Raw genomic sequence first — 18,133 nt, 5'->3', positions numbered from 1 at the left:
GCACTGTATTTTTAATTACGTCAACTTTATTTATAAGTGCGGTAATACTAATTATATTGATAGAATCAAAAAAGATTACGAATTTAAAATCGTAATCTTTAATTAGTTGTTATATTCAATTTTTATTTTACTCTTACAGCACAAACGAATCCTGAACCAGACACAGATGAAATCTTAACTACATCACCAGTTCTTGGGGCATGAATATATTGACCATTACCAATATAAATACCAACATGTCCTGATTTCCATAAGATATCTCCTGGCTGTGCTTGGGAAATACTAATTTGTGTACCTGCATTCTTTTGAGCTGAAGATGAGTGTGGAAGTGAAATTCCTACACGTGAGTAACACCATTTGACAAAACCTGAACAGTCAAATGAATTTGGACCGTCTGCTCCCCATACATATGGACACCCTAATCTAGAATAAGCAGCTGATAAAACACTATTACCATAGTTATTACTTGCTGCCCCGCCATAAACTGCATTTACCTTTACTGATAAGCTCGCGGTACCTGTGTTACCGGCTGCATCAGTTACTGTATATGTAGCTGTTTTAGTACCAGCTTTCGCTGTACTAGGAGCATCAACTTTGACATTGGCTTTAACATCACCATCTTTGTTATCAATTGCTGAAGCAATATATGCATTAAAATCAACATTTTCACCAGCATTAACTGTAATTGAAGATTTTGTTAAACTAATTACAGGAGCTGATAAATCTTTAACAACAACATTTAAGTTAGCCTCACTAACATTTCCTGAACTATCAGTTGCAGAAATTTTCAATGTTTGCGTTTCATCAATTTTTGAAGTATCAATAGATCCTTCAACAGTTGGTACTAAAGTACCATCTAAGTTATCTGTAACATTTACAAAATTATTTAAATCAAAACCACTTCCGTAATCTACAGTAACATTTTCTCCTTGGGTTAAATTAATAACCGGAGCTTCTAAATCGCTAACAGCGAATGTAAAAGTTTTAACAGTTTCATTACCTGAACTATCAGTAGCCTTTAAAGTAATATCTTGTTGACCTTTAACCTCTGTATTTAATGGGGTATTAGCCTCGATAAATGGAGTTACATCACCATCAACATTATCATTAGCCTTAACATAGCTAGCGAAATCTGTACTTCCTTTTACAGGAACATCAATTGTGTATCCTTGATTTGAACCTAATGATTCAAATTTTGGTCCCTCATTATCTACTACATTAACTTGAACTGTTTTTGTAGCAACATTAGAACCACTATCAGTTGCAGTAACTGATACTTTATAAGAACCTAATTGTGTTACATTTAATGATGAAGTGTCAGCTGATACTTCAATTAAATCACGACTGTCCTTATTATCAGTAATATCAATACTATCTACATCAAATTTCTCACCATAGGCAAGATCGATTTGATTAGACTTAATCTCAGGTTTTTCTTTGTCTGCTGCTGCATAACCAACTAGCATAAAACTAGCAACAGCTGCAATCGGAATGAACATTGCTTTACGATTAACGATATACTCGTCAACTACATTTTTAAAGCTTGTCTTAATATTTCTATCCATTCGTTACCTCCTTTCAATAATATATCCAATTGTTATTATATTACTATTTTTTAGAAAAATCTAGCCCTGAAAGCTCTTTCATTTTTGTCCTTTGGCTGTATCGCAAGCTCCGCTTAGCTTTCAAGAGAATAATTTTTTTAAGATTTCTTAAGAAATTTATAAGATTTTACATAGTCCTAAATAGAAATTACCATAAACATAAATATTAATAATAATATTATCCAGAATTTATAACTAAAAATACCTTATTCAATGCTCTTTAATGACTCAACCATATCAATATTTTTTAAAACTTTTCGCATTCCAAAATCAATTAAATAAGTAAAGATCATTGTAATAATTATTGCATAAACATAACTCATTAAATTAACACTTCTAATAAACATAGCTACTTCAACTTCTACCGCATTAATGATAAACATATGTAAAACTTTCCCAATTCCTAATCCTACAATTGATCCGATTGCTGATAAAATTAGGTTTTCTCTAAATACATAATCATACACCTCACGTGGATAAAAGCCTAATACCTTTATAGTTGCAATTTCACTTTTACGTTCTTGAATATTAATATTTGTTAGATTATACAAGACAATAAAAGCTAAGGCCCCGGCACAAGCAATCAATATCACAACAACACTATCGATACTGCCCATTTGATCTCTAAATGCTTGACTAATTCCTTTAACATAATTTAATGAATCAATATTGCTATCCTTGTCGCAATAGTTAGTAACAGTTTTACGATTGCCATCATCTTCTAAATTAAAATACGCATAATTATTAACTGGTGTCTCACCTGTTAGACCTCGATAAAATTCTTCACTCATATATATATGGTGTTGAAAATACAATAACATTACTCCTGTAATTTTAACCTGATAATCTTTTTCATCAATCGTTATATTTATTTTATCTCCAATCGTTACTCCTAATAATTCTGATAATTTAGCTGAAATAACAACCCCCTGATTATTTAATTTAATTTTTTCACCTGTTTGATAATTCTCTAGATTTGTATATTTGCTAAGTTCCTCATTATTCTTAAATACTTCTAATGTACCATAATGATCTTTACTTCCTACAACTGTGATCGTTTTTCGATAAAAACTACTGCAATCTTTTACACTACTTAAACTCTCAAACTCATCCTTTTCTTTTTTTAATTGATCATTACTTAGATTACGATCAAATACAACCATTCCATCGTAAGTAAAAATATCACCATATTGCTTATCTGCTAAAGTAGAAACCGAATTCTTGATCCCAAATCCAGTAACAATTAAAGCCGCACAACCAGCAATTCCTATAATCGACATAAAGAAACGCTTTTTATACCTAAAAATATTTCGCATCGTAACTTTTTGATTAAAAGACAAACGTTTCCAAATAAATGTTATTCTTTCTAGAACAATTCTTTTTCCCATTTTAGGGGCCTTAGGTCTAAGCAGACTAGCTGGCATCTCACTTAATTCTTGACGTGTCACTATGTAAGTAACTAATAAAGTAATCGCTACTGAAATCAAAAATGTTTGGATACAAATAAAAGTATCAAATGAAATCTTGATTGGTGCACCGACATTAAACAACATTTTACGATACAAGAAATAAATAATACTTGGGAAGAAATATACTCCTGCGATAATTCCTAATACACTAGCCACGAAAGTAGCTAAAAAAGCATAAATCAAATATTGATTAATTACATCTTTTTTATCATATCCTAAAGCTCTGAAGGTTCCGCTTTGGACTCGCTGTTCTTCAACCATTCGAGTCATTGTTGTTAAACTAACTAATGCAGCGACCAAGAAAAAGATCAGTGGAAAGACTACTGCAATGGCTTTCATTGATTGACAAGCAGAATCATAGCTTAAGATACTAGCACTTTCCTCACGTGTTAAACTAATCAGTTTTCCAGTTGGAATATCATCAATGGCACTGCGAGCCTCATCCAGTTTTATCTTAGCATCATCTAACGATGTTTTCGCTTCATCTAATTTAATCTTTGTTTCATCCAGTAAAACTTTTGTCTTGTCTAATGTAATTTTAGAATCGTCCAGTTGTTTTTTAGAATTAGTCAAAGTTATCGCTGTTTCATCTAACTGGGCTTTGGAGCTGTCTAAAGTAACTTTCGTATTTGCTAACGTAATTCTTGCACTTTCCAATTGATTAGCTGTAGCAGCCAAAACAGCACCATTATTGTCCAATTCCAGCTTGCTCGCATCCAAAGTTTTTTTAGTTGCATCCAGTTGAATTTTAGTCTCGTTCAACTTTTCTTGCATTATTGCAGCATCTTCTGGCGTAATTAAATTATTCTCAATTAAATATTGTAATTGTACTACACTTTGATTATATTGCTCAATTCCCACATTATACTGATTCAGTCCATTATTATATTGATTTATCCCCTCATTATATGCACTGATTCCTTGATCATACTGAGCTTTTCCCAGCTGATAATCACTGACTCCTTGATCGTACTGAGCTTTTCCATCTTGATATTGCTTTAGACCATTTTGATATTGACGATACCCATCATTGTATTTATTTAAACCATCTTGATACTGCTTTAAGCCACTTTCATATTGGCTAAGACCATTGTTATATTGAGCTAATCCATCTTGGTATTCATTGATACCATCATTATATTCCTGTTCGCCTTTTTCTAATTCACGATTAGCATCACCCGCTAATTCCTCATTGACCTGAGCAACTTTACCACTAAGAACTTTTTTAATTTCTTTATTAACATCTTTTACATAACTTAAATAATCATCACTAAAAATATTATTATCATCACTGTTTTTTAAAGTCACTCGAATTTCATTAAAAACAGTTCCATTACGAAGATCATATAGATCTTGCGGTAAAGCTAATGATTCATTGCCTTGAGCTAAAATTTCAACAAAAGCCTCATTAGTTCCATCACCGAGAGTATTTGTCCCCCGTTCAATCGTACTAAAATAACGAGGATCATTGATCAATCCAACAACCTTAAATTTCTTTTCACCATTATCATTAGTTAATGTTATCTTACTTCCTACTTTGATTTTATTTCTTGAAGCATAATTATTATCCACCAAACATTCATCATCAGCAACTGGAACTGTACCATCAACTAATTCAATTTTATTGACCTTATTATCAAAACTCTCATTTGTATATACTGTCGTTCCTTTGACATTATCACCAACTTGGATCAAAGCATCAAAGCGATTTCCATATTCAACCTGAGCGACTTGCTCAATTTTTTTAACAGCTTCTATATCCTCATTTGTAAATCCTAGTGTTGCAACGTAATTAAGATCATTGAAAGCGTGTTCTTGAAGATAACTATCCATCGTTATTTCCATAATTGAAGCCGTATGCCGGAGTCCTGCAAAAAAGGCAGCACCTAAAAAGACAATACAAAAAATCGACAAAAAACGTGCTTTAGTTTTTTTTATTATTTGAATTTGATTTTTTACATATGCTCTCTTTTTCATATTACCACTCAATTTCCGCGATTGACTTAGGATGTTCGTTTATATTCATTGAAGCTACTTGACCATTTTTAAGATGAATGATTCGATCTGCCATTGGAGCTAAAGCACTATTATGAGTAATAACAATTACTGTCATTGTATATTTATCGCACATCTCCCGTAGTAATCCTAAAATCGCTTTACCGGTTTGATAATCTAATGCTCCTGTCGGTTCATCACATAAAAGCAGTTTAGGATTTTTAGCAATTGCTCGCGCAATAGCCACCCGCTGCTGCTCACCACCTGATAACTGAGCCGGAAAATTATCTAACCGTTTATTTAATCCTACACGTTCCAAAACCATTCTCACATCTAAAGGATTCTTCGATATCTGGGTAGCTAATTCAACATTTTCTAAAGCCGTCAGATTTTGAACCAAATTATAAAATTGAAAAACAAAACCAATGTCATCTCGTCGATATTGCGTCAACTGTCTTTCACTATATTTAGCAACATCTTGACCATCAACTAAAATTTGCCCACTTGTTGCTTTATCCATTCCCCCTAAAAGATTCAAAATAGTTGTTTTTCCAGCACCAGAAGGCCCAACAATTACTACAAATTCACCTTTATTAACTTCAAAATCAACACCATCTGATGCATTGATTTCGACATCACCAACTTTATATGTCTTTTTAACATTATTAAATGTAATGAAACTTTTCATTTATCATCACTACCTTTCTAATTAAAACATATACATAATTATATCACGAAACTATTCTCAATCCAATTTCTACTTTTTTAATAAATAAATTAAATAATGCTACTCATATTACAAGAATTTTCATAAAAATCGTGCTAAAATTAAATCAATTAGGAGGTCTATTATGAAAATAATGATTTTATCAGATTCTCATTCTGTTTCTAAAACCGATTTATTAACCCTTTTAAAAAACAACTCTGTTAACTATTACATTCACTGCGGTGATATTTATATGACTTATGATGGCATCAATCTTAATAGTTTTTATTTAGTCCGTGGTAATAACGATTTTGGTAATATTCCTGATGAATTATTTATTACAATCGATGATTTAAAATTTTATATTGTCCATGGTCATCGCTATGATGTTGATTATAACCTAGATTATTTAACCCATATCGCAAAAGAAAAGGGAGCTGATATAGTTTGTTTCGGGCACACTCATCGACCTTATTACGATTTTCATGAAGGAATCACTTTTATTAATCCTGGTAGTGTTTGTTATCCTAGAGGTCAGTATCGTAATCCAACTTATTGTATTTTTGATACTAAGACAAAAAAAAGTACTTTTTATGATGTCACGACATTAGAACCATGTGACCCTTTTTCCCCAATGGAACGTCCTAAAAGAAAAGAACCATTTTATAAAAAATGGTTCAAATAATCGGTTCCGGCAAAACTTTTTGGTACATGAGCGTACAAATAATCATACAAACTAGCATTGGGATAATTTGAATCAATAACAATCCCCCCACTAGATAAAAATTAATCAATCCTAAACTATACAATTTAATTAAAATAATTATTTGATACAACAAAGGAATAACAATAATTAAACCATAGAAGATAATCATTTCCAAATCGATTATCTTTTTTAAATCTTTTAGATCATACCCCATATGATACAAGTTAAGAAAGCTCCTTTTTCGTCCTTGCAATTCCATTCCTACTTTAAAAATAGTTGTAATCGATAACAATACCATGACACTAAAATATGACATCAACGTAACCATACTAATCAATGGGGTATCTAAAGTATAAATAGTTGTACACATCAAAATAATCGCTGCTATGGTTATTACTAAAACAAGCATTCTAACTTTTTCTAGATCATAGCGAACATTTCCCAGCGTAATTAATAAACAGCGGTCTTCTAACGATTCATTAGTTTGCCGATTTTCAATGAATTCAGGAATTATATTCTTAACTAGGCCATAAACACCAATTATTCCAATAAGAGCAATCAATAAATGACTAGCTGTATCATTAAGAAAAGGAAATACGATCATTGGTAAAATAAACAAAACAAGATATATTCGATTTGATAGTTTCTTTACGCCTATTCCAAATTTTTCAATTTTAACATTTGCAGTCACCATCTTATTGATGCTGGTACGATAACAATATCCCATATTTAAAAGCGTACACCAGCCAATTTCACAAAATAAAATGATAGCAGTTGCCATAAAAGTATTACTCGAAATATAATTTAAACTTCCTTGATAATCAAAGACCATAAAAAGTAAATTATTTACTAAAGGAACTAGAGGATAACTAATGACAAAACCAATTGGAATAGCTAAAAACATGATAATCGTACTCTGTAAAAGCAAATAAATCCCAACTTGATAAACAGATGCCCCTGACATCAAAACAATTGACACATCTTTAGTTTTCGCTAAAACATAAAAATCATTAGCCATAAATACACAAACCATTGCAATCAAAATTACAAAAGCAGCTATCGTAGTAATCAACTTTGCATCATTCCCACCAAGATTGATCCCTGTACTAGGATTAAGTGTAAGATTAAAGAATAAAAAAATAAAAATCGTTGTTAAAACAAAAGATAGAAAATAAAATAAACTCTTTAAAAAATCAGTTTTTAAAGATCTTATTGCTAATTTTATTAAGCCCATTAGTCAAACAACGCTTGCGATTCTGTCGAATTAATATCAACGATTTTGTAAAAATACTCTTTTTGACTCATATCTTTTCGCTCTATTGTTTCATCAATCACACCATCTTTAATATATAATAATTTCGATGAATACGAAGCAATTTTAGAATCATGAGTTACCATTAAAATAGATACACCGTCATTAATATTTAAATCTCTAAACAACGATAACAATTCATGAGAATTTTTACTATCAAGATTTCCAGTTGGTTCATCAGCTACAATAATCTTTGGATTAGTAACTAAAGCCCGACAAATTGCTGCCCTTTGTCTTTGTCCCCCAGAACACTCACTTGGATATTTATTCAAAATCTGCTCGACATCTAACCGTTTTGCAATCTTTGCAACTGCTGCTTTTATCTCTACTTTTGATTTTCCTGCTAACGTCAGCGGTACAGCAATATTTTCAAAAATCGTTAGTGAATCTAATAAATTAAATTCTTGAAAAATAAATCCTAAATTTTCATATCTGAATTTACCAATTTCTCCCTCCGACATTTGTCGTACCTCTTTACCATTAATATAAACAAAACCTTTAGTTGGAATATCGATTGTTGATAAATTGTTAATAAAAGTCGATTTACCAGCTCCTGAAGGACCCATGACACAAACAAATTCTCCCTCATACATTTCTAAAGAAACATCACTTAACGCAGTATAGGGGTTTTTTGTCCCTACACCATATATTTTTGTTACATTTTTAGCAACTAAAATTTTATTTTCCATCATTTTTTCCTCCATGAATCGGTGCTACCACCGCTTTTTTATAATTATAGTAAGTAATTAAACCTGAACAAACAACAGGAATAAAGTAGACCCCAATTACTCCTAACGCAAAAGCAACCGACATCTCCCCATGATAAATAAAACATCCTGAAATAATAATTATATAAATCATTGGAATTAATAATAAAACTAAATAAAAATAAAATACCTCATACTTAATTATTTTAGTTATTTCTTTTCGTGTATACCCAATCTTCCAAAGATTAAAAAATAAAGTTTTTCTTGTCTGGGCCTCCATACAAAATTTATAAACGATACTAGTTATTAACAAAATGATTATTACAATGTAACCAATCACTCCAGTAATATATTCACGAGGTGCTCCCTGATTAGCAGCGATTGCCGCAATCATCCCTGTAACAGAAATCATCATTAAACTAATTAGTAAAATAGCTCGCTGAATTGAATAACCAAGGTTAGAAACATAAATCAATGCATATCTCTTTTCTAATAATTTCTTTTCTTTAAACTTCTTAATATACTCTGGCAGCGCATATCTAATCAAACCAATAGCCCCAACGATCCCTACCCCGGTAGGTGCGATATAAGCGGTAGCACTATGCTCATTCATAAACATCATAACTATTCCAAATACATATAAAAATAAATAAACAGCTGATGGAATTACTAATTTACGTTTATCACTAAAATCCATTGCCTTTTCTTGTTGTAACAAACTTGAAATATCATTTCGATAAATATACCCACTAGCAAAAACACAAAGTGCAACTAGGATCATTGCAACTACAACTATGGTCTGCATAAATGCTGCTGAAGGTATATGATAAATCGATGCCTCAATCCCCAAATAATGAAACATCCAATAATTTGAGATTGGTGTAACTGCCATCCCCAACGCAAGACCAATTGGTGCTGCAATCAGTAATAATACAAATGTCTGATAAATCAAATATTTAGTAGATTTAAAAGAACTGTTTCCCGATAATGTCATAATGGCAATTTCATTAGTTTTTCGAGAAATAAAAAAGCTATTTGCAAAGAAAATCATAAAACAACAAAAGCAAATTATGATAAAAGATAATGTTGTAGAAAGCGGTACATTGACTTGATTCCATGTAGTACCACCAACGACAGCACCAGGATCAGCTAATAAGTCGTTATTCATAATATTAAAAAAGATAAAGCAAACTGCAATAGCAAAAACCATTGTCAAAGCATAAAAAGCACTCTTTTTATACTCTTTCACCAGTAATGTCATTGCAAACTTAAAATTTCCCATACTTTTCTCCTATCTAAGTTTTAAAAACTTGATTAATTTTATTGATCAATTTAAAAAAATTAGTCATTTCTGTTTCATCTAAACATTTAGAAAATAATTGCACTAATTCCTCTTGTACCTTTCTAGTCTGAACTATCATATCTTTACCATGATCTGTGATTATAACATTGGTTATTCGTCGATCAGATTCGCACGCTTTAACCTTAACAAGACTACGGCCATGCATTCGTGCAACTATTCCTACTGTTGTAGCATGTGAGACATCAAATTCCATACTAATATCTTTTTGATTGATCGTTCGATCCTGATTATCGGCTAAAAAAATCAGGACACTAAGCTGTGTAAAAGTTAATCCATATGGCTTTAAACGAGCATTTGCATAATTAGCAATATTTCCTGCCAGTTTATTTAAACTGAACATTACTTCATAATCCTTCATTTCCGCCTCCCTAATATGTAGCCTGCTACATATTAATATTATAAGATGACTAATATTAATAGTCAATTAAAATATGTAGTAAGCTACATATTCTAATTGACTAAAAAAACTATACCTTAGTATAGTTTTAATATTCATTCAGCTCTTTTTTCAAATCTTCAATATATCTTTCTTCAAATTTATCTACACGAACAAATTTTCCTAATATCGATTGAGGTTCAAAATCAAAATTTAGATACATGCGACATCCACCATCAGGCAAAGGGGCAAATTGTCCGCTCCAATGACCACGATAACTATTATTTTCAACATCATAGTCAAATTGAATATTTTCACGTAAATCTGTAACAAAAATCTTCGTTTCCCGCTGTTTTCGATCATATTCAATAAATCGATTATCACCAATCTGCTCAACCCGTGTTAAATCACTACGCCATGAACAATCCTTTAAATTAGTTATTACTTTAAAAACTGCTGCTACTTCACTTTTAAAATCAACTGTCATATCTATTCTTTTCATTTTTTGAGCCCTCCACGATTCCATTATAACACAATAAAAAAAGAGAAAGCGAACTTTCTCTAAATAATTATTTTGCTAATGCTTTTTTTGCTGTATTTACAATTGCAGTAAATCCTTTAGGATCACAAATTGCGATTTCAGATAACATTTTACGGTTAACTTCAACGTTAGCTAATTTTAATCCGTGCATTAATTTTGAATATGAGATATCATTTAATCTTGCAGCAGCATTGATACGTGCAATCCATAATTTTCTCATATCTCTTTTTACTTGTCTTCTATCTCTATATGAATATGCTAATGAATGCATAACTTGTTCATGAGCAGTTTTATATAATGTATGTTTTGATCCAAAATATCCTTTGGCTAATTTTAATACTTTTTTTCTTCTACGTCTTGTAGTAAATCCACCTTTTACTCTTGCCATTTGTTTCTTCCTCCTATGTCAATAATTATTTTGCTAATCTAGATTTAATTCTCTTGTAGTCTGATGCACTTACTAAAGTAGCTTTAGCTAAGTGTTTCTTTTGTTTATGAGTTTTATTGTGAGATAAATGTGATACATAAGCATGGCTGCGTTTTAATTTACCGCTACCTGTTCTTTTTAAACGTTTTTTAAGACCACTATGTGATTTCATTTTTGGCATGATATATTCCTCCTAAATTATTTTTTCTTTGGTGCAATTATTGCAGTTAGAGTTCTACCTTCTAGCTTAGCTGGTTTTTCAATTTGACCAACTTCAGCACATTCAGCTACGAAGTCATCAATAACTTTTTTCCCAAGATCCATATGAGCTAATTGTCTTCCTCTAAATCTAATTGCAATTTTAACTTTGTTACCTTCTTCTAACCATTTCAATGTTCTTTTTAATTTTACATTTTTATCATGAACATCAATAGTTACCGATAATTGAGTTTCCTTTAAAGCAACCACTTTAGAATTACGTTTCATTTCTTTAGCTTTCTTTTGTTGTTCGAAACGATATTTACCAAAGTCCATAATACGACATACTGGTGGTTTACCGTTAGGGGCAACACACACTAAATCAAGTCCTGCACCATAAGCAATATCAATTGCCTGGTTACGACTTTTGACACCTAATTGATCACCATTTTGATCAATGACTAGTACTTCTTTGAAACGAATTTTTTCGTTTACTAACTCATCCGGTTGTTTTGGTTTTCTGTTATCAAATCTGCTAATAAAAGCCACCTCCATTTTAGTAGTTTAAACAAAAAGTGAGCACACTGAGTACCCACACATTGACATTAAGATAGTTTATCTTAGCGACATTTGCCTATCGACATAATCAATCAGGCGAGAAGTAGGCACTTCTTCTTTCCACTACTTTTCATTTACTTGAGTATATTATCATTTTATTTAATTAAAGTCAACCCATATTTAAAAGATTTATTCATCTTCATCTATTTGTAAATATTTAAAGTATCCAAACACCGAAAAGACTATCAATACTATTAATGCAAACATTTCATCACCACTAATAATATATGTAATCCCAATAAAATTATTACTTGTTTTTATGATTATGTTTAAATACTTTCCATTCTACAGCAATTATATTTATTAATAAATATAAACTTAGCCAAATTCTTAATATTTTCAATATCAAGATACCACCATTTATTTCTCACTTAGCGACCGCTTGCCCCCTAGTTCTTCTTGTGTCAAATTATACTGCGCCCACAGCCTCTTGCTACTATAGCATATCGACTAAATAGAAGCTAGAAAATGCCTTGCTACTTATCATAACAAGACATTATTTAAACATTTTTTTAAATTCTTCTGGTACAACCGCTTTAAATTCCATTCTAGCTTTTGTATCCGGATGAACAAAGGCGAATACATGACTATGAAGTCCCATTCGTTTAATCGGATTAGTTGTAGCACCATACTTTTTATCCCCAACAATACTATGACCTAATGATTGCATATGGACCCGAATCTGATTTTTACGACCCGTTTCAAGAAATACTTCAATCAATGAATTATATCGTGATTCTTTTAATACTTTATAATTTGTAATCGCCAATTTACCTTTACCATTATTAGCAATATAAACCATTTGTGTCTTACTTTCATCAAGGTGATTTTTAATCGTTCCATGCTTCTTTTTAAGCTTTCCTTCAATAATTGCCAAATAACCACGCTTATAAACAATATCATTCCAATTATTTTGTAATTTATTTTTAATTATTTCATTTTTAGCAAACAACAGTACCCCCGATGTTTCTTTATCAAGTCGATGAACAATAAAAACACGGGCATTTTTATTTTTACTTTTAAGATACTCTCCAACTAAATGATAAGCTGTTTTTTCTTTTTCATTTCCTCCGGCCATACTTAATAAACCAGCCGGTTTATTAATAACGATCAGTTCTCTGTCTTCATAAATAATATCTAGACTTGAATTATTATTAGGATTACGATCAACAACAATCTCATCATCCCGTTTTAATGAATAATCAAACTGACTAATCACTTGCCCGTTGACAGACACCTGCTTAAATTTAAGTAAATTTTTAACATTCTTTTTATTATAGTGATTTAATAAAAACTCCATTAACGTAGAATCTGTCTTCACTAAATACTTATTCATCGATTTTTTCCGCCTTAACTGCCATTCCAGAAACTTGACACTCAATCATATTGTTGCCAAGGTTTGTTGTTGTAAAGCGAACATTAATGATTGCTGAAGCATGTCTTCGAGAAGCTTGAGCAACTGTTTCTGCCATCGCTTCTTGTCTTGCTGTATCTAACATTTCTTCAATATTAGTATTATCACTAGCAATTGCCTGATTCATGATTTTACTGCTAAAAACGATTCCCAGACTCTTTGTAATTCGGTATCCGGGTAAATAATCAATCGTACTTACTTCAATCATATCCATTATATTTTCCTCCTTATAAGAAAAGGTTACTAAAGTAACCTATTTCATATCAATGATTCGATGAGTATTAAATAATACAACTACAACTTCTATTAAATAAATTACTAATGCCAGCCACCAAGGAATAATAAATAAAACAGCTAAGATCATTAAGATTACATTAATAAACAATCCTACAAAAATATTTTCAATCGTAATATATTTTTGTTTCTTAGAAATCATGAATGTTTCAATAACGGTATTAAGATCAGAATTCATCAGCATAATATCACTATTTTCAATCACTTTTTTATCTTTGATGCCACCACGGCTAATACCTACATAAGCTTTTTGCAATAATGCAATATCTTTTGAATTATCACCAATATAAGCAACTGGTCCAGCAATACTTGCTTTATCCATTACTTCTAATTTTTCATCAACTGCCAAATTATTATAGATTCGATACTGATCATTTTCAAGATCAACTGGTCCATCATTGAAAATAATCAAGCCAACATGTAATTTTGATAATTTAGCGAATAATTCCATTTCCTCTTCAGTTACTTCAACTCCATCAAAACGATCATAAATAACTGTTCGACATAAATTCAAAGCATCTAAACCACTATTTTCTTTAATAACAATATTTTTAGAAAAAGCTTTAGCCACTCCTGATAGAACAGCAAAAGAAGAAGCCTGCTTGTAAGCAAAAGAACCAGAAATTGTTATTAAAATAGCCCCTAAATAAATATATTTAAAATTTGCTTCAAAATTAAGAATTGGCACTAATGTTGCACAAAGAATTCCTGCGACGACTAAAAGAACTGTATCAATCTTACTGATTAATTCTACCAGCCTATGCGTTCTTGAAGAACCAACAGGTGCCATTGTCGCAATTTCTAAGACTCTGCTCATTGCACTGCGATCATACGTATATAAAATTTTAATTCTCAAAGTGTCTTTAACATTGACACTTCCACTTTGAACTTCACTTCCGGCTTTAACTGGCTCTAAAATATCTGATCCATTAATGGCAAACATATCTAATTCACTTTCACCCGAAGCAATCTTGCCACCTAGAGGTATCGTTTCTCCAGGTAAAACTACGATCACATCACCAATATCAAAATCTTCTAAAGAAACCATCTCATATTCATTTTCACCAATTTCTCGACGTCCCAATTGAATTGGGTTGATCTCGTCATCAATTTTCTCCATCGTTAAATTGATTAAACGCATCAATAACCGTTCTCCAACTTGGTAAATCAAAGAAACCACGATAGCCTCAATATAAGCACCATAAGCCCATCCAAATAAACAAGCTAGATTAATTGTAATATTTTCACTTAAGAATTGTTTAACTTTTAAATCTTTATATGCTTGAACCAAGGTCTTTTCATTAAAAATAATCAAAGCAATCAGCCAGGCAATATTAGTTATAAAATTAGGATCATCTTTTGTAACTAATCCAAGTGCTAAAGCTACAAATAATCCTGCAATTCTAATCATTGTATTTAAATATTTTTGTTGAAAAATATCTTGTGATTTAAATGGCTTCTTCCATTGCTCCACATCAATTTTAGGATTAACTTTATCAACTAGACGATTTAATCGCACTAAAATATTCTTTTGACTAGTTGTGACTTTAAGTAACTTATTAGTAAAATCAAGACTAACATTTTCATAGGCTGAATATCGTGAAATAACTTCCTCAATTTCTTTTGCCTCTTCTTCTGTCTCTAAATTAGTAAACATAAAAATATGTTCTACTTTTTGTTCTGGTGCCACGAATTCACGCTTACGTGAGTTGATTTCCTCTTTTAAAACAAGATTTTCATCATGATTATTCAAAACCGCCTGCACATTTTCAGGATCTTCACAATAAAATGAAATACCTGTTTTTCCAATCTTGATTCGTGAAACTTCTTCCATTTCGTTTAAGAGGAGGCTGACCTCATTTAATTTATCATTATCATTTATATTATCAATATAGAAATTACGAGCCATAGTAATCTCCTTTCCAATAGTCACCTAATTTTAGCATATCTTCAAAAAAATTCCAACTCTACTCATTAACACCATAAACTAACTGTAAAATTTGAGGATAATAACGTTCAAATTGCAATGCATCAATTTCCGTTGGATAAGACATTAAATGAAAATACAGACGATGTTTTAAGTTACGCACAGGTGGTACAAAATAATCATGCTGATCATTTAGCACTAAGCCATTTCTTTGATAAAACGCAATCCGTCGACGACTTTGCTCATCTTCTGGATGTTCAACTTCCAAAATAACCGGTTTCCCTGCCGTCTCCATAAAATGTTTTAACATCTTACTTCCCAAACCTTTGCCTTTTTGATTACCATCTATTGCAAAATAATCAACAAAAGCAAATTCTCCACCATCATAATGTGATAAAATACCTTTAATTTCATCATCTTCTTTTAAAGTCAAAACTTTAAAATCACCATTAATAAAAGTCTCTTTCATATAATCATATTCTTTGATTTCTTTACTAGGAAAATTTCCTAAAATAACTTTATAAAAATCATTAAATTCTGCTAATTTTAAATCTTCAAATATCATTTTCTAACCCCCGTTTTTTTATTTATTAAAACAAAGTTTTCTTCAAATTCCTCTTTAGTACATGACAAATCAAACTCTTTACCATATATTTTATAATTTACCTGAAGCTGACCACTATCACGAATCACACAATCGTAAACTTGGCCCTTAGTAAATAGATCCCGCTGTTCTTTACCAATTACAATATTCATTGTCTTGATACAACGACACACGCGACGTTTTCCTGTATTTGCGATAGTAATCACCTCTTTTCTCATTCATTATAACATGATAATTAAAAGAAAAGTAAGAATTAGCCCTGCTAATTCTTACTGAATTCCAATAACTCTAAATCAGGATTCTTCTCTGTAGCCCAACGAACGCCCCAATCATTAGTAAACAATAATAAATGTTGTCCTTTTAAATCTTGTACTTTTTTTGTATCACTAGATAAATTTAAAGCTTTTAAATCGCATCCCTCTTTAACCCAGCGCACATATTGATATGGTAGCGGCTGCTTGATTATCTCAACATTATATTCATTCTTTAAGCGATATTCTAATACTTCGAATTGAAGTACCCCAACGACACCAACAATAATTTCTTCCATTCCACCGCCTAATTCAGTGAAAATTTGGATTGCTCCCTCTTTAGCAATTTGTTCTACACCTTTAACAAATTGTTTTCTTTTCATCGTATCTTTATTACGAATCAATGAAAAATGTTCTGGAGCAAAGGTAGGAATACCTTCAAAAGCAAATTTAGCTTTACCTGTTGTAATCGTATCTCCAATCGAAAAGATCCCTGGATCAAAAACTCCGATGATATCTCCAGCATAAGCTTCATCAACTTCTTGACGTTCATCAGCCATCAATTGTTTTGACTGATTCAATTTTATTTTACGACCACCTTGATAGTGATATACTTCCATCCCTTTAGTAAATTTACCAGAGCAAATTCTAAAGAAAGCCATTCGATCACGATGTGCTTTATTCATATTAGCTTGAATCTTAAAAACAAAGGCACTGAAATCTTCACTAAATGGATCGATTGTTTTTTCACCAGTACTTCGTGGTAATGGTGGTGTTGTCATTTCTAAGAAATGTTTTAAAAATGGTTCGATTCCAAAGTTAGTCAAAGCAGAACCAAAGCATACTGGAGAAAGTTTACCTTGACGCACTTTTTCTAAATCAAAATCATTTCCTGCCATATCTAATAACTCAATATCTTCCTGCAGCTTATTATATAATTCTTCATCTAATTCATTAATTAATTCAGGATCATCATATTTCATTATTTTAGTATCAACTTCTTTACGCCCGCCATCAACAGGGATAAAACGGATTACTTCCTGATCATGCCGTTCATAAACACCTTTAAACTGTTTTCCAGAACCAATAGGCCAGTTAACTGGACAAGTATCGATCCCCAATTCTTGTTCGATCTCTTCCATTAAATTATATGGATCTTGAGCTTCACGGTCCATTTTATTGATAAAAGTAAAAATTGGGATATTACGCATCGTACAAACTTTAAATAATTTACGAGTTTGATCTTCGACCCCTTTACTTGCATCAATAACCATAACTGCACAATCAGCTGCCATTAATGTACGATAAGTATCTTCAGAGAAATCCTGATGACCTGGTGTATCTAAAATATTAATACAAAAACCATCATAATTAAATTGCAATACAGATGATGTTACAGAGATTCCTCTTTGCTTTTCTATTTCCATCCAGTCACTTGTTGCATGTCTGCTGTTCTTTTTTCCTTTTACGGTACCTGCCTGTTGAATTGCCCCTCCGTATAATAAGAATTTTTCTGTTAATGTTGTCTTACCAGCATCGGGATGGGAGATGATGGCAAACGTTCTTCTTTTTTCAACTTCTTTGATAAAATCGCTCATTTTTATATCTCCTTGCAAGGATT

18 protein-coding genes and 1 other annotated feature are annotated in these 18,133 nt (G+C 31.5%); of the genes, 1 reads left to right on the top strand and 17 read right to left on the bottom strand.

The features are described 5' to 3' along the window. Positions 1 to 122: 122 nt before the first annotated feature. The 3 genes from EYR00_RS03765 to EYR00_RS03755 all read right to left on the bottom strand — a co-directional run bounded on the left by EYR00_RS03765 (position 123) and on the right by EYR00_RS03755 (position 5,756). Positions 123 to 1,565, bottom strand: coding sequence for a C40 family peptidase (locus tag EYR00_RS03765; protein ID WP_003538523.1), 1,443 nt, complete (start codon positions 1,563 to 1,565; stop codon positions 123 to 125). A gap of 245 nt (positions 1,566 to 1,810) precedes the next feature. Beyond that, the gene (locus tag EYR00_RS03760) at positions 1,811 to 5,050 is read right to left on the bottom strand and encodes an FtsX-like permease family protein (protein ID WP_003538525.1); all 3,240 of its coding nucleotides are present in this window, start codon (positions 5,048 to 5,050) and stop codon (positions 1,811 to 1,813) included. Position 5,051: 1 nt separating this feature from the next. Continuing rightward, positions 5,052 to 5,756 carry an ABC transporter ATP-binding protein gene (locus tag EYR00_RS03755; protein ID WP_003538528.1) on the bottom strand — a complete coding sequence of 235 codons (705 nt, stop codon included), beginning with the start codon at positions 5,754 to 5,756 and terminating at the stop codon, positions 5,052 to 5,054. Positions 5,757 to 5,919: 163 nt separating this feature from the next. Here EYR00_RS03755 and EYR00_RS03750 point away from each other — a divergent pair, with 163 nt between their 5' ends. Next, positions 5,920 to 6,459, top strand: a complete 540-nt coding sequence (locus EYR00_RS03750; RefSeq protein ID WP_009299597.1) for a metallophosphoesterase — start codon at positions 5,920 to 5,922, stop codon at positions 6,457 to 6,459. Here the strand turns inward: EYR00_RS03750 and EYR00_RS03745 are convergent. The 14 genes from EYR00_RS03745 to EYR00_RS03680 form a co-directional block, all read right to left on the bottom strand. After that, positions 6,452 to 7,714 (bottom strand): FtsX-like permease family protein, encoded by a 1,263-nt coding sequence (locus EYR00_RS03745; RefSeq protein ID WP_003538532.1) that lies wholly within the window; start codon positions 7,712 to 7,714, stop codon positions 6,452 to 6,454. The two genes, EYR00_RS03750 and EYR00_RS03745, sit on opposite strands and share 8 nt — an antisense overlap. Beyond that, positions 7,714 to 8,484, bottom strand: a complete 771-nt coding sequence (locus EYR00_RS03740) for an ABC transporter ATP-binding protein (RefSeq protein ID WP_008792095.1) — start codon at positions 8,482 to 8,484, stop codon at positions 7,714 to 7,716. The genes EYR00_RS03745 and EYR00_RS03740 overlap by 1 nt, the downstream gene beginning before the upstream one ends. Continuing rightward, entirely contained in the window at positions 8,471 to 9,781 is a 1,311-nt protein-coding gene (locus EYR00_RS03735; protein WP_003538536.1) for an FtsX-like permease family protein, read from the bottom strand. The genes EYR00_RS03740 and EYR00_RS03735 overlap by 14 nt, the downstream gene beginning before the upstream one ends. 13 nt (positions 9,782 to 9,794) lie before the next feature. Next, positions 9,795 to 10,220, bottom strand: a complete 426-nt coding sequence (locus EYR00_RS03730; protein ID WP_003538538.1) for a MarR family winged helix-turn-helix transcriptional regulator — start codon at positions 10,218 to 10,220, stop codon at positions 9,795 to 9,797. A 127-nt stretch (positions 10,221 to 10,347) separates the two neighbouring features. Continuing rightward, positions 10,348 to 10,740, bottom strand: coding sequence for an SRPBCC family protein (locus EYR00_RS03725; protein ID WP_008792097.1), 393 nt, complete (start codon positions 10,738 to 10,740; stop codon positions 10,348 to 10,350). 67 nt (positions 10,741 to 10,807) lie between these two features. Further along, a complete protein-coding gene (rplT, locus tag EYR00_RS03720; RefSeq protein ID WP_003538541.1) occupies positions 10,808 to 11,167 on the bottom strand; it encodes a 50S ribosomal protein L20 in 360 nt (119 codons plus the stop codon). 25 nt (positions 11,168 to 11,192) lie between these two features. Continuing rightward, positions 11,193 to 11,387 carry a 50S ribosomal protein L35 gene (rpmI, locus tag EYR00_RS03715; RefSeq protein WP_003538543.1) on the bottom strand — a complete coding sequence of 65 codons (195 nt, stop codon included), beginning with the start codon at positions 11,385 to 11,387 and terminating at the stop codon, positions 11,193 to 11,195. A gap of 17 nt (positions 11,388 to 11,404) precedes the next feature. After that, positions 11,405 to 11,959 carry a translation initiation factor IF-3 gene (gene infC / locus EYR00_RS03710; protein ID WP_003538545.1) on the bottom strand — a complete coding sequence of 185 codons (555 nt, stop codon included), beginning with the start codon at positions 11,957 to 11,959 and terminating at the stop codon, positions 11,405 to 11,407. A 6-nt stretch (positions 11,960 to 11,965) separates the two neighbouring features. After that, positions 11,966 to 12,087, bottom strand: a sequence feature (ribosomal protein L20 leader region). A gap of 431 nt (positions 12,088 to 12,518) precedes the next feature. Next, positions 12,519 to 13,358: an RluA family pseudouridine synthase gene (locus EYR00_RS03705; protein ID WP_003538547.1), complete on the bottom strand. Its 840-nt coding sequence runs from the start codon at positions 13,356 to 13,358 to the stop codon at positions 12,519 to 12,521. Further along, positions 13,351 to 13,650 carry a YbjQ family protein gene (locus tag EYR00_RS03700; protein WP_003538549.1) on the bottom strand — a complete coding sequence of 100 codons (300 nt, stop codon included), beginning with the start codon at positions 13,648 to 13,650 and terminating at the stop codon, positions 13,351 to 13,353. Before EYR00_RS03700 ends, EYR00_RS03705 begins: the two co-directional genes overlap by 8 nt. A 39-nt stretch (positions 13,651 to 13,689) precedes the next feature. Next, a complete protein-coding gene (locus tag EYR00_RS03695) occupies positions 13,690 to 15,639 on the bottom strand; it encodes a P-type ATPase actuator domain-containing protein (RefSeq protein WP_182481624.1) in 1,950 nt (649 codons plus the stop codon). A 58-nt stretch (positions 15,640 to 15,697) separates the two neighbouring features. Beyond that, entirely contained in the window at positions 15,698 to 16,222 is a 525-nt protein-coding gene (locus tag EYR00_RS03690; protein ID WP_003538554.1) for a GNAT family N-acetyltransferase, read from the bottom strand. Next, the gene (locus EYR00_RS03685) at positions 16,219 to 16,467 is read right to left on the bottom strand and encodes a hypothetical protein (protein WP_008792100.1); all 249 of its coding nucleotides are present in this window, start codon (positions 16,465 to 16,467) and stop codon (positions 16,219 to 16,221) included. The genes EYR00_RS03690 and EYR00_RS03685 overlap by 4 nt, the downstream gene beginning before the upstream one ends. Positions 16,468 to 16,523: 56 nt before the next feature. After that, a complete protein-coding gene (locus EYR00_RS03680) occupies positions 16,524 to 18,110 on the bottom strand; it encodes a peptide chain release factor 3 (protein WP_008792101.1) in 1,587 nt (528 codons plus the stop codon). Positions 18,111 to 18,133 lie beyond the last annotated feature (23 nt).

The sequence above is a fragment of the Thomasclavelia ramosa DSM 1402 genome, from assembly GCF_014131695.1.
Taxonomy (GTDB): domain Bacteria; phylum Bacillota_I; class Bacilli_A; order Erysipelotrichales; family Coprobacillaceae; genus Thomasclavelia; species Thomasclavelia ramosa.
The sequence above is the reverse complement of the archived record's forward strand: the minus strand, read 5'-3'. Positions and strand labels throughout refer to the sequence as shown.

Coding starts and splice junctions, on each gene's coding strand:
- EYR00_RS03765 (WP_003538523.1), bottom strand. CDS start 1,565: ATGGATAGAAATATTAAGACAAGCTTTAAAAATGTAGTTGACGAGTAT.
- EYR00_RS03760 (WP_003538525.1), bottom strand. CDS start 5,050: ATGAAAAAGAGAGCATATGTAAAAAATCAAATTCAAATAATAAAAAAA.
- EYR00_RS03755 (WP_003538528.1), bottom strand. CDS start 5,756: ATGAAAAGTTTCATTACATTTAATAATGTTAAAAAGACATATAAAGTT.
- EYR00_RS03750 (WP_009299597.1), top strand. CDS start 5,920: ATGAAAATAATGATTTTATCAGATTCTCATTCTGTTTCTAAAACCGAT.
- EYR00_RS03745 (WP_003538532.1), bottom strand. CDS start 7,714: ATGGGCTTAATAAAATTAGCAATAAGATCTTTAAAAACTGATTTTTTA.
- EYR00_RS03740 (WP_008792095.1), bottom strand. CDS start 8,484: ATGATGGAAAATAAAATTTTAGTTGCTAAAAATGTAACAAAAATATAT.
- EYR00_RS03735 (WP_003538536.1), bottom strand. CDS start 9,781: ATGGGAAATTTTAAGTTTGCAATGACATTACTGGTGAAAGAGTATAAA.
- EYR00_RS03730 (WP_003538538.1), bottom strand. CDS start 10,220: ATGAAGGATTATGAAGTAATGTTCAGTTTAAATAAACTGGCAGGAAAT.
- EYR00_RS03725 (WP_008792097.1), bottom strand. CDS start 10,740: ATGAAAAGAATAGATATGACAGTTGATTTTAAAAGTGAAGTAGCAGCA.
- rplT (WP_003538541.1), bottom strand. CDS start 11,167: ATGGCAAGAGTAAAAGGTGGATTTACTACAAGACGTAGAAGAAAAAAA.
- rpmI (WP_003538543.1), bottom strand. CDS start 11,387: ATGCCAAAAATGAAATCACATAGTGGTCTTAAAAAACGTTTAAAAAGA.
- infC (WP_003538545.1), bottom strand. CDS start 11,959: ATGGAGGTGGCTTTTATTAGCAGATTTGATAACAGAAAACCAAAACAA.
- EYR00_RS03705 (WP_003538547.1), bottom strand. CDS start 13,358: ATGAATAAGTATTTAGTGAAGACAGATTCTACGTTAATGGAGTTTTTA.
- EYR00_RS03700 (WP_003538549.1), bottom strand. CDS start 13,650: ATGGATATGATTGAAGTAAGTACGATTGATTATTTACCCGGATACCGA.
- EYR00_RS03695 (WP_182481624.1), bottom strand. CDS start 15,639: ATGGCTCGTAATTTCTATATTGATAATATAAATGATAATGATAAATTA.
- EYR00_RS03690 (WP_003538554.1), bottom strand. CDS start 16,222: ATGATATTTGAAGATTTAAAATTAGCAGAATTTAATGATTTTTATAAA.
- EYR00_RS03680 (WP_008792101.1), bottom strand. CDS start 18,110: ATGAGCGATTTTATCAAAGAAGTTGAAAAAAGAAGAACGTTTGCCATC.